At 73.5% G+C, this 14,033-nt stretch carries 14 protein-coding genes; 7 read left to right on the top strand and 7 right to left on the bottom strand.

What is annotated here, in order from left to right:
* Positions 1-475: 475 nt before the first annotated feature.
* Positions 476-3,232: a helix-turn-helix transcriptional regulator gene (locus tag CP982_RS40985; RefSeq protein ID WP_150515147.1), complete on the bottom strand. Its 2,757-nt coding sequence runs from the start codon at positions 3,230-3,232 to the stop codon at positions 476-478.
* Between the two features lie 148 nt (positions 3,233-3,380).
* Here CP982_RS40985 and CP982_RS40980 point away from each other — a divergent pair, with 148 nt between their 5' ends.
* Entirely contained in the window at positions 3,381-3,881 is a 501-nt protein-coding gene (locus CP982_RS40980) for an ATP-binding protein (protein WP_150515146.1), read from the top strand.
* 101 nt (positions 3,882-3,982) lie between these two features.
* On the opposite strand, the gene CP982_RS40975 is transcribed toward CP982_RS40980, so the two are convergent.
* Positions 3,983-4,243 (bottom strand): hypothetical protein, encoded by a 261-nt coding sequence (locus tag CP982_RS40975; RefSeq protein ID WP_150515145.1) that lies wholly within the window; start codon positions 4,241-4,243, stop codon positions 3,983-3,985.
* A 63-nt stretch (positions 4,244-4,306) separates the two neighbouring features.
* Between CP982_RS40975 and CP982_RS40970 the strand changes: the two genes are divergently transcribed.
* A complete protein-coding gene (locus CP982_RS40970) occupies positions 4,307-4,954 on the top strand; it encodes a class I SAM-dependent DNA methyltransferase (RefSeq protein ID WP_150515144.1) in 648 nt (215 codons plus the stop codon).
* 13 nt (positions 4,955-4,967) lie between these two features.
* Here the strand turns inward: CP982_RS40970 and CP982_RS40965 are convergent, their stop codons facing one another.
* Positions 4,968-6,035, bottom strand: a complete 1,068-nt coding sequence (locus CP982_RS40965; RefSeq protein WP_150515143.1) for a methyltransferase — start codon at positions 6,033-6,035, stop codon at positions 4,968-4,970.
* Between the two features lie 159 nt (positions 6,036-6,194).
* On the bottom strand, positions 6,195-6,725 hold the full coding sequence (locus CP982_RS40960) for a GNAT family N-acetyltransferase (protein ID WP_150515142.1): 531 nt from the start codon (positions 6,723-6,725) through the stop codon (positions 6,195-6,197).
* A gap of 132 nt (positions 6,726-6,857) precedes the next feature.
* On the opposite strand from CP982_RS40960, the gene CP982_RS40955 reads away from it, so the two are divergent.
* A complete protein-coding gene (locus tag CP982_RS40955) occupies positions 6,858-7,637 on the top strand; it encodes a hypothetical protein (protein WP_150515141.1) in 780 nt (259 codons plus the stop codon).
* Here CP982_RS40955 and CP982_RS40950 read toward each other — a convergent pair.
* The gene (locus tag CP982_RS40950) at positions 7,614-8,228 is read right to left on the bottom strand and encodes an XRE family transcriptional regulator (protein WP_150515140.1); all 615 of its coding nucleotides are present in this window, start codon (positions 8,226-8,228) and stop codon (positions 7,614-7,616) included. The two genes, CP982_RS40955 and CP982_RS40950, sit on opposite strands and share 24 nt — an antisense overlap.
* 142 nt (positions 8,229-8,370) lie before the next feature.
* On the opposite strand from CP982_RS40950, the gene CP982_RS40945 reads away from it, so the two are divergent.
* From CP982_RS40945 to CP982_RS40935, 3 genes are all read left to right on the top strand, one after another.
* Positions 8,371-9,369 (top strand): alpha/beta fold hydrolase, encoded by a 999-nt coding sequence (locus CP982_RS40945; RefSeq protein ID WP_150515139.1) that lies wholly within the window; start codon positions 8,371-8,373, stop codon positions 9,367-9,369.
* A 66-nt stretch (positions 9,370-9,435) separates the two neighbouring features.
* Positions 9,436-9,798, top strand: a complete 363-nt coding sequence (locus tag CP982_RS40940) for a PadR family transcriptional regulator (RefSeq protein ID WP_150515138.1) — start codon at positions 9,436-9,438, stop codon at positions 9,796-9,798.
* A complete protein-coding gene (locus tag CP982_RS40935; RefSeq protein ID WP_150515137.1) occupies positions 9,795-10,886 on the top strand; it encodes a hypothetical protein in 1,092 nt (363 codons plus the stop codon). Before CP982_RS40940 ends, CP982_RS40935 begins: the two co-directional genes overlap by 4 nt.
* A gap of 89 nt (positions 10,887-10,975) precedes the next feature.
* Here CP982_RS40935 and CP982_RS40930 read toward each other — a convergent pair whose 3' ends face one another.
* Positions 10,976-11,350, bottom strand: coding sequence for a VOC family protein (locus CP982_RS40930; protein ID WP_170316603.1), 375 nt, complete (start codon positions 11,348-11,350; stop codon positions 10,976-10,978).
* Positions 11,351-11,557: 207 nt separating this feature from the next.
* On the opposite strand from CP982_RS40930, the gene CP982_RS40925 reads away from it, so the two are divergent.
* Positions 11,558-12,280, top strand: a complete 723-nt coding sequence (locus CP982_RS40925; protein WP_229879116.1) for a response regulator — start codon at positions 11,558-11,560, stop codon at positions 12,278-12,280.
* 19 nt (positions 12,281-12,299) lie between these two features.
* Here the strand turns inward: CP982_RS40925 and CP982_RS40920 are convergent, their stop codons facing one another.
* On the bottom strand, positions 12,300-13,988 hold the full coding sequence (locus CP982_RS40920; protein ID WP_376700127.1) for a sensor histidine kinase: 1,689 nt from the start codon (positions 13,986-13,988) through the stop codon (positions 12,300-12,302).
* Positions 13,989-14,033: the final 45 nt, after the last annotated feature.

Raw genomic sequence — 14,033 nt, 5'->3', positions numbered from 1 at the left:
CATGACAAATCGCTCGATGTACTGCGCGTCCGGCCGTTTCGTGCGTGTGGGGATGTGGGGGCGGCACGGACGCGCTGACGCGCGGGCGGCGCGGGTCCGTCCGCCGGGTCATCGGCGGACGTGCCCCGCACGGGAACCGCGGGGGACAGTCGTCAACCGCCCGTCGGTCGGACGGGGCGCCTGGTGGGGATCCCTGCGGAAGTGCCGTTGCGCATCACCGGCCGGGCGCACGTCCGTCCGTCACGCAGGATTCGTACGACCTGCAACAGATGAATGTTCGACCAACCGGTGGCAGGGAACTTATGGCCGAGCGGACACCGCGCCTATCCGGAAGGGCCAACCTACGGATACGCAATTAACCAGGGCCGTGAGCCGTGTTGGTCTAGGCCTGACCTGGGGTTTTAGCGGCGGAGTGAGCATCGGCTCCCTCAACACACCCTCGCCCGGGGCATGTTGGGCCGTACGAATGCCGGAGCTACTGGCCGGCCATGCCCAACTCCTGCCGTGTCGCTATGCCCAGTTTGCGCATGGCCCGGGCCACGTGCTGTTCGACGGTACGGGGCGACAGATGCAGGGTGGTGGCGATCTCGCGGTTGGTCAGGCCGTTGCCCGCCAGTTCGGCGACTTCGCGCTCGCGCGGGGAGAGCTGGTCACGGTAGGAGGGCCGACCGGGCCTGCGGCGTTCCTTCTCGGGCTGGTGGGCGCGGGAGAGCGCGCGCACGCGGGCCGCGTCCCAGGCCGCGCCGAGGTCACTGAACTGCTCAGCGGCGAAGGCGAGTTCGGCGAGGGCTTGCTCGCGGGTGCCGCTGCCGGCGCCTTCCGGGGTGTCTTGGTCCGCCGCTCTCAGGGCACAGCGCCCGGCGCCCTCGGCCGTCAAGGCGCGGGCGTAGGGCCGGGGCAGGGCGGCGAGGGCGGTCGATGCCTGCTGGTAGAGGGGTACGGCCCGCGCCGGGTCGCCGGTGGCTTCGGCCAGCGCGGCGCGGGTCCACACCAGGGCCGCGTCGGCGGAGGGGGACGCGAGACCGGTCAGGCCGTGGGCGAAGGCGTCCGCGATCTCGTGCGCGCCCGCGGCGTCGCCGTCGCGCGCCAGCGCCTCCACCGCCCAGGGCGCCAGCTCGGCGGCCCACACGAACACGCCCTTGGTGAGGATGGCGTTCCAGGCGGAACGGGCCTGCGCGGCGGCGCCCGCCAGGTCCTCGCGCGCCAGGGCCAGCCGGATGAGCGCCCCGGCCAGGGTCGCGCCCAGGGGCGCGGCGGCGTGTTCGGCCAAGGGCGCTTCCTTGCCCGACAGCCACGATCCGGCCGGGCCCCAGCCGCCCCGGGCGAGGCGGAGCAGGCCCAGTACGGTGCGGGCGTCCGCCGAGATGACGGGCATGTCGGCGGTTTCACGGACGAACGCCTCGCAGCGTTCGCTGAGGCCTTCCCACTGTCCCGTGGCCCACTCCAGGAGCAGCCGGGTGCCCATCGCGGTCCGCTCGGTGTAGGGGGCACCACTGCGCGCGGACAGCTCAAGGCCCTGGTCGAGGAGTTCGCGCGTACGGTCGTAGAAGCCCAGCCACACCGAGGAGTCCGCGGCGTTGCACAGGCCGCGGGCCACGTGGCGGCGGCAGCGCGGGTCGGGGCTGTCGACGGGGAGGGCCTTCAGCAGCTCCCAGCCCTCGGGGTTGCCGTAACTGAGGGCCAGGCCCGCCCGGTTCGCGGCCACGGCGGTCTTCACGACCTCGTCGCCGCTCGCCGCGCTGGCCCGCTCGGCGTCGCGCATCCAGGCCAGGTGGACGTCCAGGGAGTTACCCGGCCAGTAGGGCATGGCCAGGGCCGACATGGCCCGGGCCGCCAGCTCCGGCCGCTCCTCGCGCAGTTCCGCGGCGGACCGTTCCAGCTCCGCCCAGCCGTGTGTGCTCCTGCCGACCTGGTTGCACAGCAGCAGGCCCAGGTCCAGGCGCATCTCGCCGCGCACGGCCTGCGGCAGGTTCTCGTCCTGCACGATCTGCGTGAGCACCTCGACCGTCTGGTCGGAGCGCAGCGCGACGACGGCGCTGGCGGCGAGCACGGGAGCGAGACGGGCTCGCGCGGGCCGGGACACCAGGGGCGAGGCGAGCGTGTCCTCAAGGAGCGCGATGGCTTCCTGGTGGCGGCCCTCGGCGGCGGACTGCCGGGCCGCGCGTTCCACGGCCCGCAGCCAGGCGCGCATCTCACCACCGGCCCGGCGGTGGCGGGCCAGGGCCGCCCACGGCACGGGGTGCCTGCGCTGGAGCAGTGCGGCCGCCCGGCCGTGCAGTTCCTGGCGTACGGGACCGGGGACCGACTCCAGCACGGCGGTGGCCGCCAGCGGAACCGGCAGGACGTAGCGGTGCTCGGCGTCTTCCAGGAGGGCGGCTCCCTCAAGGGCGGCTATCAGGGCGCCTGCGCCATCGGGCCCTGCGTGGCCGTTGCGGTTGTCGCGGTTGTCGGAGCTGTCGGAGCTGTCGTCCGGTGCCGCCGTCTTCGGCGGCGCCAGTCCGGCCACCGTCAGCAGGTCCGCCCCGGACGCCGGTTCACCGAGGACCGCCGCCGCCCACACCACGCGCCGTGCGGGTCCGGGCAGGGCGCGGGTGCGGTGCAGCATCAGCTCGGCCAGCCGCACGGGCACCCCCGCGGCGTCGACGTCGGCGGCGGTGCAGCGCTGCCCCGCGCTGTCGCGCAGGACGGCCAGCAGGTCGACCACCACCTGGGCCACGCCGCCCGACAGTTCGTGCAGCCGTGCCGCCGCTTGCGGGGCGCACCCCTCCCCCAGTGCCGAGCTCGCCGCCTCGGCGACCTGACCGGCCTGCCAGGGCCGTACGTGGTGGCGCAGGACCACCAGGTCCTCGGGGTAGCGAAGCGGTGCCGCGCCGAACGGCAGGCCGGGGTGGGCCAGCTCTTCGGGACGGTAGGTGACGACGACGGCCCCCCTCGCGCCCGGGCGCTCCACCAGATCCCGCACCCGGGCCAGGGCGTCCTCGTCCGCCACGTGGACGTCATCCACAAGGAACAGGGCCGGGGCATCGGCGCCGAGGTCCGGGGGCTGCTCGCGGCCGCAGCTCCAGGACGTGACCGCGCCGACGGCCTCCGGCAGCCCGGCCAGGCGCCGCAACAGCCGGCTCTTGCCGGTGCCCGCGGCTCCACCGACCAGGACCAGGACGGGGTCGGCGCTCTTCTCGGTCAGAGTCCGCCGTATCCGGCCTATCCAGAATTCTTCACCCTGCGTGACCACGCTGCTCCTGAACGCCGTCTACCAGGCCTTCCGGCCTTCTTTGCGTATCCGTATTTCGCCCGGCACTGATTGCTTTTCGCCCACCGCGGTTGACAGCGTGCTAAGCGCCCGTGCTGCGACGCCGCGGGCACGGCAGCGGGAGGACCGCATGATCACCGCCCAGTACGAGCGCCGGTCCCGGACGGGCACCGCTGCGATCCCGGCCACGCCTCCGGCGCCTCCTGGTCCGGCCGCCGCGCACCGTGAGTCGCTGGCCACCCTTGCGGCCACCGCCGAAGCGGCCCCGGCCCTGCGCCGCTCGGCGACGGCGTCCGCGCGCGCCTGGCACCTGGATGCCGCCACCTGCGAGGCGCTGGCGCTCGTCGTCACTGAGCTGGTCACAAACGTCATACTGCACAGCGGCAGCCCCCGTGTCACTCTGCGGCTGCGGCTGCTGCCCGGCGTCCTGCGCGCCGAGGTCCACGACACCGGCTGCTGGCACCGCCGGGTGACGCGCCGCCGCGCCGCCGCCACGGACGGTGCCACCGCCGACCCGCTGCGCGCCGAGTCCGGCCGCGGCCTCGCCCTCGTGGAGGCGTACGCGGACCACACCACGATCCGCCCTTCGCGCACGGGCACGACCGTCCTGGCCGAGTTCGCCCTGCGCTGAGCCGCGGACACCGGGCGGGCCCCAGGCGGCCTTGCCTCCGCGGCGGCCGTGGACTCCGGCGTCGCCGACCTGACGGGAGTCCGCAGCGGCGGGTGAGGAGGTCAGGCGAACGGGTCGCCCGTCACCCCGCCGAGGCGGACGAGGCCGGGCCTGCCGTCGTCGGTGACGCGTACGTACAGGGTGTAGGCCGAGCCCGTCTCCGCCGCCTTGGCGCGCGCCCAGGCCAGGACCTCCTCGACGTCGGCGCCCGTCACCTCGTACTCGTCCGATGCCGTCGACGACCTGTCCCAGAAGTACACCCGGTAGGTGGCGTCGTCCTGCTCCCAGGTGGTGTCTCGCGGATCCACTCCTCGTACGTGCATGGGCCAACCGTAACGACCCGCCCCACGGGCGGGCGCTCCGGCTCCATCCGCTACGGTCTCCCGGTGACCGAGCCTCAGACGTTGCAGACCACCCGTGAGTCCTATGACGCCATCGCATCGACCTACGCGGAGCTGTTCCGCGACTCCCTGCGCGAGCGCCCTCTGGAGCGTGCCCTCCTGGGCGCGTTCGCGGAGCTGGTGCGAGCGAACGGGGGCGGTGAGGTCGCCGACCTCGGCTGTGGGCCGGGGTACGTGACCGCTCATCTGCACGGGTTGGGCCTGAACGCCTTCGGTGTCGACGCTTCCCCGGCGATGGTGGAGCTCGCTCGCGAGGCGCACCCCGGGCTTCGGTTCGAGGTCGGCTCGATGGCCGCCCTCGACATCGAGGACGGCTCGCTGGGCGGAGTCCTTTCGCGGTGGTCGGTCATCCACACCCCGCCGCGGGACGTGCCGCCCGTCCTGGCCGAGATCGCCCGGGTGTTGGCTCCCGGCGGGCAGCTGTTGATCGACTTCCCCGCCACCGACGGCCCCGACCACGAGACGCAGGCGTACGACCACGCGGTGGCGACGGCCTATCGCTGGTCCCCCGACGTCCTCGCCGCGCTCCTGCGCGACCACGGGCTGGCCGAGGCCGCCCGTACGGTGATCGAACCGGCCCCCACCGACCAGCGGCAGTTCCAAGAGGTCCAGTTGCTCGCCCGCAAGGCGTAGCCCTCGGTCCCGCTCAGGAGCCGTCCGTCCCTGACGCGTCGTCCAAGGCCTGGGCCTCGACGATGCTCAGGACGGTAGGTGTGGGCACGACGCGGGTCAGGCGCAGGCCCGCCGCCGTCAGCAGCGTACGGAAGTCGTCGTACGTGCGCTCGCGGCCCACGAGCGAGGTCATCATCAGAAGGTCCAGGTCCTTGGCCTGGTGGGGGCGGTTGTCCGGTGCGATGACCGCGTCCACCACGAGGATCCGGCCGCCCGGAGCGAGCGCGCGGCGGCAGGCGCGCAGCAGGCCGACGCAGCTCTCGTCCTGCCAGTCGTGCAGGATGCGTTTGAGGACGAGGATGTCGCCCCGTGGCACGTCGGCGAAGAAGTCGCCCTCGGCGGTGGACCACCGGCCGGCGAGCGCCTCGTCGTCGCCCAGTTGGTGCCCGGCCAGGACGTGGGTCCGGTCGTACAGGACACCGTCGAGCCCCGGGGCGGCCCGCAGGACGGCGGCGAGGAATCCGCCCTGGCCGCCGCCGACGTCCACGACGGTGCCGGTCTTCGGGAAGTCGTAGGCGTGGGCGATCGGTCCGTTCTCCACGCCGGACATGGCGGCCATGCCGTCGTGGAAGACGGCGGCGGTCTCGGCGTCCTGGGCGAAGTGGTCGAAGAACGGCTGGGGGAAGATCTCCTCGAAGACGGATTCGCCGGTGTTCAGGCAGTGGTCCATCCGCCCCGCCGGGAGCCAGAACGTACGGTCGGTGATCATGAGGATCGCGTCCCGCACGGACCCTGGGACGTCGGACCGCAGCGCCTGCCCGGCCGCCTCCAGGCGGAACCTCCCCTGTTCGTCCTCGCCGAACAGGCCCCGCGTGGCGAGCAGTCGGAGCACCCGGGTCAGGGCCGCCGGATCCGTCCCGGTGGCGGCGGCCAGCTCGGCGGGTGCGCGCGGTCCCTCGGGGAGGTGGTCCGCCACGCGCGCGAGAGCGGCCGCCCTGAGCGCGGCCGGGAACACGAAGCCGAGCGCCGCCTCGACGAGTGCGGCCCCTCCCCCGTCCCCGCCGCGCGCCGCCCGCTCACCGGCCGTGCCCGTGTCGCTCATCGCCCCGGCTCCTTCCGCTCCCGTGCCCGGTCGAGCACAGCCGTGCCCCACGGGCCGCTCCCTCAACCCCTGTGTCCCCAGGACGGGTTGTTGATGGCTCATACTTCACGGTCCGGCGGACCGTGAGGTCACGCGACGGGAACCACCGGCCCGCCAGCCCTACGGCTTCCAGTCCCGGGCGAGGAGCCCGAGCAGCACCTCGTCGACGAATTCGCCCATCACCCAGGCCGAGGAGCGGAGCACGCCCTCGCGGACGAAGCCGTTGCGTTCGGCGGAGCGCAGCATCGCGGGGTTGTCCGCCAGCGTCTCGATCTGCAGCCGGTGCAGGCCGCGCACGACGAAGCCGTAGTGGCTGAGGACGGCGACCACGTCGGTGCCGTAGCCCTTGCCGCGGGCGGACGGCAGCAGGCCGAGGCCGATGTGCGCGGACCGGTTGTGGTTGTCGATGTTCCACAGCACCGCGTCGCCGACCAGTGTGCCGCCGCCCAGTTCCACCACGGAGAACGAGACGTGCCGCTGCTCCTTGTCGTCCACCACGAACTGCGAGTCCTTCGAGCCGGGCGTGACCGGTCGCCACGGGCGGGTGTCGGACCGCGAGTAGTTGACCACGTCGTCGTTGAGCTCGGCCTGGAGGATCGGGATGTCGTCCTCGTGCCGGGCCCTGAGCCCGACCTTGTCGCCCCTCAGCATGCGAGCTTCCTATCCGAGGGGAGCCATCGGCGGCAAACCGTTTCGCACGGGCGAGAAGTCTGTCCGGAAAGCACACCCTGCGCGGCGCCCCCGGCACTTCGTCCGCTGATCAAGCCGCTAGCCTCCGTATGCATGACCGATACTCAAACCCACGACCAGCGCGTCGGTGAGCTCGTGAGACCGCCCGCCCGCCGCGTCCTGTGGTGCGCCGCAGGAGCCACCGCGCTGTTACTCGCCGCCGACCTCGGTACGCGTGCCTACAACCACTACGACTCCATACCGACCATCCGCAGGTTGGTGAACGTCGACGTCGAGGCCAACTTGGCCACGTGGTGGAACAGCACGCTGCTGCTGGCCGTGGCGGGGGTGGCGCTGGCCGCCGCGCTGCTCAGCGGGCGCGACGCGCGCCCGGGGCGCCTCTCGTGGCTCGGTCTCGCCGCCGCCACCGCCCTGTTGAGCATCGACGAGACGGTGTCGTTGCACGAGCGCCTCGGCGAGGTCGGCCGGTCGTGGAAGGAGTGGGCGGGTGGTGCGCTGCCCACGCACGCCTGGGTGCTGCCCGGCGCGCTGCTCGCGGCGGCGGGCACCGTGTGCGCCGTGCTGTGGGCGCGCAAGCTCCCGCGCGACCTGCGGAACGGGGTGCTCGGCGCACTGGGGGTGTATCTGGGCGGGGCCCTGGTGACCGAGGCGTTCAACGGCTGGGCGCTCGAGAACGGCCACAGCGTCGTGCTCATGCTGGGCACGCTGGTGGAGGAGGGCCTGGAGATGAGCGGCTGCATCGTCGCCCTCGCCGTCCTCAGCCGGTACGTGATCCTTGAGCGTGACCCGGCGTCCGGGCGCGCGGCGGTACGGCTGCGGGGCGACTGGGCCCCGGCCGAGCCGCGGACCTCAGGCGCCCCTGAGCGGCCCTGAATCGGCTGTGACGCGCGGCCGCAGGCGCTCGCCCTGCGGCCCGAACATGACGAGGTACTCGACCGGTCCGCCCGACCCGGCGTTGGCGACTCCGTGCGGGGTGCGGGTGTCGAACTCGGCGACTTCTCCCGCGGTGAGCACGAGGTCGTGCTCACCTAGCGCCAGCCACAGCCGCCCGGACAGCACGCACAGCCACTCATGGCCTTCGTGGGACGACTGACGCGGCCGTGACGGCTGGTCGCCGGTCGCGGGCAGGACGTGCTTGTGGGCGTGCAGGCCCCCGACGAACCGGGTCAACGGCAGGACGGCCTTGTCGCTCGACGGCCGCCGCCGCGGGGGCCCGCACGCCTCCCGCGCCGCGGCGGGCGCCGTGCCTGCCAATTCGTTCAAGGGGGTGTCGTACGCCTTCGCCAGGCGCAGCAGCAGTTCCAGGTTCGGCTTGCGGCGGCCGTTCTCGACGCGCGACAGCGTGCTGAGGGGGATGCCGGTCGCGCGGCTCACGTCGGTGAGCGTGTCTCCGCGCCGCTCGCGCGCGGCCGCGATCCGCGCCCCCATGGCGGCCACGACCTCGTCGACGTCGTCGTCCCTCATCCCGCCCCACTCCTCCCAAGCCGGTTTGTGCGACCCCTTTGACCTGTCAGTTTGCCAAAGCGTCAAGGGCGTTCACGTTCCCCGGCCGTCGAGACGCATGATCGATGCGTACCCGCGGTCCGCTGGAACACGAGGAGAAGCCATGCACCGGCCCACGCCGTCCGAAAAGCCGCGCCATCGCGTCGTCGACGCACCCGCCGGGAGGCTGCACCTGGTCGAGCAGGGGGCCGGGCCGCTGGTCCTGCTCGTCCACGGCTTCCCCGAGTCCTGGTACTCCTGGCGCCGTCAGCTCCCGGCACTCGCGGCGGCGGGGTACCGGGCGGTCGCACTGGACGTGCGCGGCTACGGCCGCTCCTCCAGGCCGTCGGCGACGCGGGAGTACCGGATGCGCGCCCTGGTGGAGGACAACGTCGCCGTGGTCCGCGCCCTGGGCGAGGAGACGGCGGTGGTCATCGGGCACGACTGGGGCTCGAACATCGCGGCGACGTCCGCGCTGCTCCACCCCGAGGTCTTTCGCGCGGTGGGTCTGCTGAGCGTTCCCTACGTCCCGCCCGGCGGCCCCCGCCCCAGCGAGGTCTTCGCGGGGATGGGCGGGGACGAGGAGTTCTACGTCTCGTACTTCCAGGAGCCCGGCCGGGCCGAGGCCGAGATCGAGCCCGATGTCCGGGGCTGGCTCGCGGGCTTCTACGCGGCGCTGTCCGCCGACACCATGCCCGCGCGCGGGGAGCCCGACCCGCACTTCGTCAGCGGCGGCGCGACACTGCGCGACCGCTTCCCCCAGGACCGGCTGCCCTCCTGGCTCACCGAGGCCGATCTCGACGTCTACGCCGGGGAGTTCGAGCGCACCGGGATGACCGGCGCCCTCAACCGCTACCGGAACATGGACCGTGACTGGGAGGACCTCGCCGGACTCGACGGCTCGCCCCTCACCCAGCCGTCCCTGTTCATCGGCGGCGCCCTGGACGCCTCCACGACCTGGATGGCCGACGCCGTCCAGGCCTACCCGGCCACGCTTCCCGGCCTCGTCTCGTCCCACCTCCTGGACGGCTGCGGCCACTGGGTGCAACAGGAGCGTCCGGACGAGGTCAACCGTCTCCTGGTCTCTTGGCTCGCGGCGGTGTCCGTGCCGGGGGGTGCGTGATCGCGTACTCCCCTCTCCGACTATTCTGGATTCCGTAATAGTCGGTGAAACAGAGGAGCGACCTCGGTGGCAGACCAAGCGGCGGCCCATGGGACGGCGGCCTGGACCCGGGCGGCCCTGCCGCTCTGCCTCCTCGGGGTCCTCGACGGCGAGGCGAGGAGCTACGGGTACGCCCTGCTCAGCCGCCTCGCCGACGCGGGACTCACCGGCGTGAAGCCCGCCGCCCTGTACCCCGCCCTGAGCCGCCTCGAAGAGGAGGGCGCCGTCGAGATCGAGTGGGGCGCGGGAGAAGGCGGGCCGGGGCGCAAGTACTACCGGATCACCGAGGCCGGACGGCAGCGGCTGCGGCGGGAGCGAGCCGCGTGGCACGCGTTCACCGCCACGGTCGCCACGCTGGCCGACGGTGCGGGGGACGAGGAGCAGCCGTGACCACGTCACAGAACGAGTCGCAGAACAAGACGCGGAAGAACAGGCTCCGTTGGGACCGCGAGGAGGACGCGGACTGGGCGGCGACGGTCGAGGTGCGTCTCGTGCTCGACCACGACGCGCCCGCCGGGCTCGCCGACGACGTCCTCACCGAGGTGCACGAGCTGGTGCGCGAGGAGGGGCGCACCGCCCAGGAGCTGTTCGGCGCGCCGGCGGCGTACGCGCGTTCCGTCGCCGATGAACGGGTCAGCGAGGAGTACCGGGCGCGGACCGATACGCACGGCCTCACCCCCGGAGAGCGCCTGCCCGCCGCGCTCGGCACGCTCGGTGTGGTCGGTGTCGTCCTGTGCGCCATCTCCTGGGTGAGCGACGGGCTGTGGGTGGAGGTGAGCTGGCCCGCCGTCGTGGCCGTCACCACCATCGTCCTCGCCGTCGTCCTGACCGCCGTGGCCGTCGTCGCGCGGTCCGCAGGGCGGTTCAAGGGCGCGTACGCCTTCGCCGCCGGTGTGCCCGGCGTCATCGCCGCCGGAGGCGGGGTCGGCGTCGCCGTACCGGAGGGGCACCTGTTCAGCGTGCCCGTGCCGGTCCTCCTCGCCGGGTGCGCGGCGTGGGCCGTGGGCACCTTCGCCTTCCCGGAGCGGGTCGTCGACCGGTGGTTCGCGGCGCACCCGCCCGCGGGACGCGACGACGCGGCGTGGCTCGCGCGGCTCGGCGGGCTGCTGCGCGGGCGGCACGGCATGACGATGGCCGAGACGCGCGGGCACGTGCGCGAGGCCCGGCAGCACCTCGCCGCCGTGCCCTCCGGCGAGCACGCCGAGGACGTCTTCGGGGACGTCGAGATCTACGCCCTGCGGCTCGCCGACGGCCCGCGCCGCAAGCAGCGCGCGGCCCGCCGCAAGATGTACGGGACGCTGCTGCTCCTCGGCCTGGTCACCATGCTGTTCGTGGACCAGGTGGTGGACTCGGGGGCCTCCCTCGACTTCTGGCTCGCGCTCTACACCGGCGTGGTCGGCAGCCTGGGCTGGACGGCGGTCAGCGAATGGCGCGCCAGCCGCCGCCCGGACGCCGCCGAGTCCAGCGGCGCCGAGTAGGCCCTCCTCCCTGGCCCGCTCAGCAGGTGGAGACTGGCCTGGTCGGCCGTGGCCCGTCCCGGTGCCACGGCCGGCGAGGCCCGGTGGGCTCAGTGCTGGCACAGGCAGAACGGATGCCCGGCCGGGTCCGCGTAGACGCGCCAGTTGGCGTCCGCGCGCAGTTCGTCCGTGCGCTCCAGGACGGCGGCGCCGAGGCTGAGGGCGCGCTCCTCCTCCATGTCGAGGTCGTCCACGTCGAAGTCCAGATGGAGTTGTTGCGGGTGCTCCTGGCCGGGCCACTCCGGCGGCCGGTAGCCGTCCACCCGCTGACAGGCCAGGGGCGTTCCCTCGAAGCCGTGCACCTCCACCCAGTCGGGATCCTCCGGTTCCGCGACGACTCTGCCGCCGAGCAACTCCGCGTAGAACTCCGCGAGCCGTACCGGATCCGCGCAGTCCAGCGCGATCGCCTGCAGCCTTCGAATCACTTGCGACACCCCTTGTTCTCCGGTCACTTCCGTGACACCCGTACGGGGTCGGTAGTACCCGTCACCGCGGCCGGGATGCGCGGCCGTCCCCCGGACCGCCGTCGGCTTCACCCGAAAGCGAGCCCGACTCATCCCATCGGGCTGCCGGTCGCTGCTGCCCGGGGCGGGCCGTCGGAGCGCACCGCCCGGCCCGTAGGCTGGTCTTCCGTGGAAGCACGTACACACACCGAACCCGTTCCCGCGCCCGTCTCACCGCTGCGGGTGTTCATCCTCGACGACCACGAGGTGGTCCGGCGCGGCATACGCGACCTGCTGGACGCCGAGCCGGACATCGTGGTGGCAGGGGAGGCCTCGGACGCCCGCGAGGCGCTCCTGCGTGTGCCCGCGGTCCGGCCCGACGTCGCGGTGCTCGACGTGCGCCTCGGCGAGGGCGGCAGCGGTGACCACGCGGGCGTGGAGGTGTGCCGGGAGTTGCGGGCGCGCATGCCGGACCTCGCCTGTCTGATGCTGACGTCGTTCGACGACGACGAGGCGCTGTTCGACGCGATCATGGCCGGAGCGGCCGGATACGTGCTCAAGCGGATCGACGGCTCGGACCTGGTGCACGCCGTGCGCACGGTGGCGGGCGGGGCGTCGATGCTGGACCCGCGCGCGACCGCCCGGGTGATGGCGCGCCTGCGCGACCCGCGTCCGGAACCCGAACCCGCCCTCTGTCCCGGGCTTGAGCGGCTGTCCCCGCGCGAGACGGAGATCCTTGCGCTGATCGGTGAGGGGCTGACCAACCGGCAGATCGCCGACCGGCTTTTCCTCGCGGAGAAGACCATCAAGAACCGGGTCTCCGCCATCCTGACCAAGCTCGGCGTCGGCCGCCGCGTCCAGGCCGCGGTGATCGCCGAGCGGCTGCGGGAGCGGCAGGACGCCCGGCGGTAGCCGGGGAGTTCGCAGGAGTTCAGTCGCAGGGCAGCGGCACCCGCCACTCGATGCGGGTGCCGCCCTCGGCCGGGCACTCGACGGTGAGGGTTCCGGCGCACTGCTCGGCCCGGGAGCGGAGGTTGGCAAGACCGCCGCTGCGGCGCGGCCGGTCGGCCTTCGGGGGGATGCCCACGCCGTCGTCCGTGATGGTGAGGACGACGCCGTCCCCGGCTGCGGGAACGGCGAGGACCACGTCCGCGCGGCGGGCCCCGGCGTGCCGGGCGACGTTGCTGAGGGCCTCGGCGGCGACGGCGAGGACGTGTTCGGCCACATCGGCGGGCACGGTGGAGTCCACCGGTCCGTCGATGCGCAGGGAGGGGCTGAAGCCCAGGGACTGGGCGGCGAGCCGGGCGGTGTCCGGCAGGCGGCGGCGCAGGCCCGGACCGCCGCGGTCGTCGCCCGCGGACCGCAGTTCGAAGATGGTCGACCGGATGATCTGGACGGTGGTGTCCAGGTCCCGCACCGCCCGTGCCACGCGTTCGGCGGCGTCGGGGTGCTCGATCATGCGGGTCGCGCTCTGCAGGGTCATGCCGGTGGCGAAGATCCGCTGGATCGCCAGGTCGTGCAGGTCGCGGGCGATGCGGTCGCGGTCCTTGAGGATGGCCAGCTCCTCCGACTCGGTGCGGTGCCGGGCGAGTTCGAGGGCGATCGCGGCCTGATCGGCGAAGCGGGAGACGAGCGGCACCTCGGTGTCGTCGAAGGCCGGGCGGCCGGATCGCCTGCTCAGGCGCAGGGCGCCGGGGGCCGATGTGCCCTGGGACAGCGGGACCACGATGGTCGGGCCGTAGGCGGCCGCCGCGCCGAACGGGTGGGCGCGCGGGTCGCTTTCGGCGTCCGCGGTGGCCACGGCCTCGCCGTTGCGGGCGGCGAGCCCGGCGAGGGACTCCCGCGCGGGCAGGGTCACGCCCTCCATGTCCGCGGCGCCGGGGCCGTGCGCCACCTCCACGGTGAGCAGGTCGCCGCCCGCCGGGGCCGGGAGCAGCACGGCGGCGAGGTCGGCGTCGGCCACCTCGCTCGCCCGGCGCGCGATGAGGCGCAGGACCTCGCGTGCCGCGGTCCCCGCGAACAGGCTGCGGGTGATCTCGCTCAGCGCTTCGAGCCAGCGTTCGCGCCGGCGGCTCTCGTGGTAGAGGCGGGCGTTGTCGATCGCCACTCCGGCGGCGTTGGCCAGGGTCGTCAGGACGGCCTCGTCGTCGGCGTCGAATCCCGCGCCGCCGCGCTTCTCGGTCAGGTAGAGGTTGCCGAACACCTCGTCCCGCACCCGGATGGGCACCCCGAGGAAGGTCCGCATCGGCGGATGGTGCTCGGGGAAGCCGAAGCTGGCCGGGTGGGATCCGAGGTCCGTCAGGCGCAACGGGGCCGGGTTGCTGATGAGTTCCCCCAGGATGCCGCGTCCGCAGGGCGCCTGGCCGATCCGGGCGGCCAGTTCGTCGGCCATGCCCACCGGCAGGAACTGCGAGAGGCGACGGCCGTCACCGATCACGCCGAGCGCCCCGTACTCGGCGTCGGTGAGCGTGACGGCGGCTTCCACGATGTCCCGCAGGACCTGGGGGAGTTCGAGGCCGTGCCCCAGGTTCATGACGGCGTCGAGCAGGTTGTGGATGCGGTCCGGCACGTCGAGCCGCGGCCGCGCGGGGGCTGCCGCGAGGGCTGGTGAGTCGGGCATCGAGGGAACTCCTGATTCGGTCGGTCCTCCGTAGCGTACGGCCGC

Source organism: Streptomyces spectabilis (genome assembly GCF_008704795.1).
GTDB lineage: Bacteria > Actinomycetota > Actinomycetes > Streptomycetales > Streptomycetaceae > Streptomyces > Streptomyces spectabilis.
Note: the sequence above shows the minus strand (reverse complement) of the source record. Positions and strands in the feature narration are given on the sequence as shown.

What these genes read in the sequence shown, in the direction of transcription:
- CP982_RS40955 (WP_150515141.1), top strand. Translation starts at nt 6,858, where the DNA reads ATGACCGATACTCAAACCCACGACCAGCGCGTCGGTGAGCTCGTGAGA.
- CP982_RS40945 (WP_150515139.1), top strand. Translation starts at nt 8,371, where the DNA reads ATGCACCGGCCCACGCCGTCCGAAAAGCCGCGCCATCGCGTCGTCGAC.
- CP982_RS40950 (WP_150515140.1), bottom strand. Translation starts at nt 8,228, where the DNA reads ATGAGGGACGACGACGTCGACGAGGTCGTGGCCGCCATGGGGGCGCGG.
- CP982_RS40920 (WP_376700127.1), bottom strand. Translation starts at nt 13,988, where the DNA reads ATGCCCGACTCACCAGCCCTCGCGGCAGCCCCCGCGCGGCCGCGGCTC.
- CP982_RS40960 (WP_150515142.1), bottom strand. Translation starts at nt 6,725, where the DNA reads ATGCTGAGGGGCGACAAGGTCGGGCTCAGGGCCCGGCACGAGGACGAC.
- CP982_RS40975 (WP_150515145.1), bottom strand. Translation starts at nt 4,243, where the DNA reads ATGCACGTACGAGGAGTGGATCCGCGAGACACCACCTGGGAGCAGGAC.
- CP982_RS40980 (WP_150515146.1), top strand. Translation starts at nt 3,381, where the DNA reads ATGATCACCGCCCAGTACGAGCGCCGGTCCCGGACGGGCACCGCTGCG.
- CP982_RS40965 (WP_150515143.1), bottom strand. Translation starts at nt 6,035, where the DNA reads ATGAGCGACACGGGCACGGCCGGTGAGCGGGCGGCGCGCGGCGGGGAC.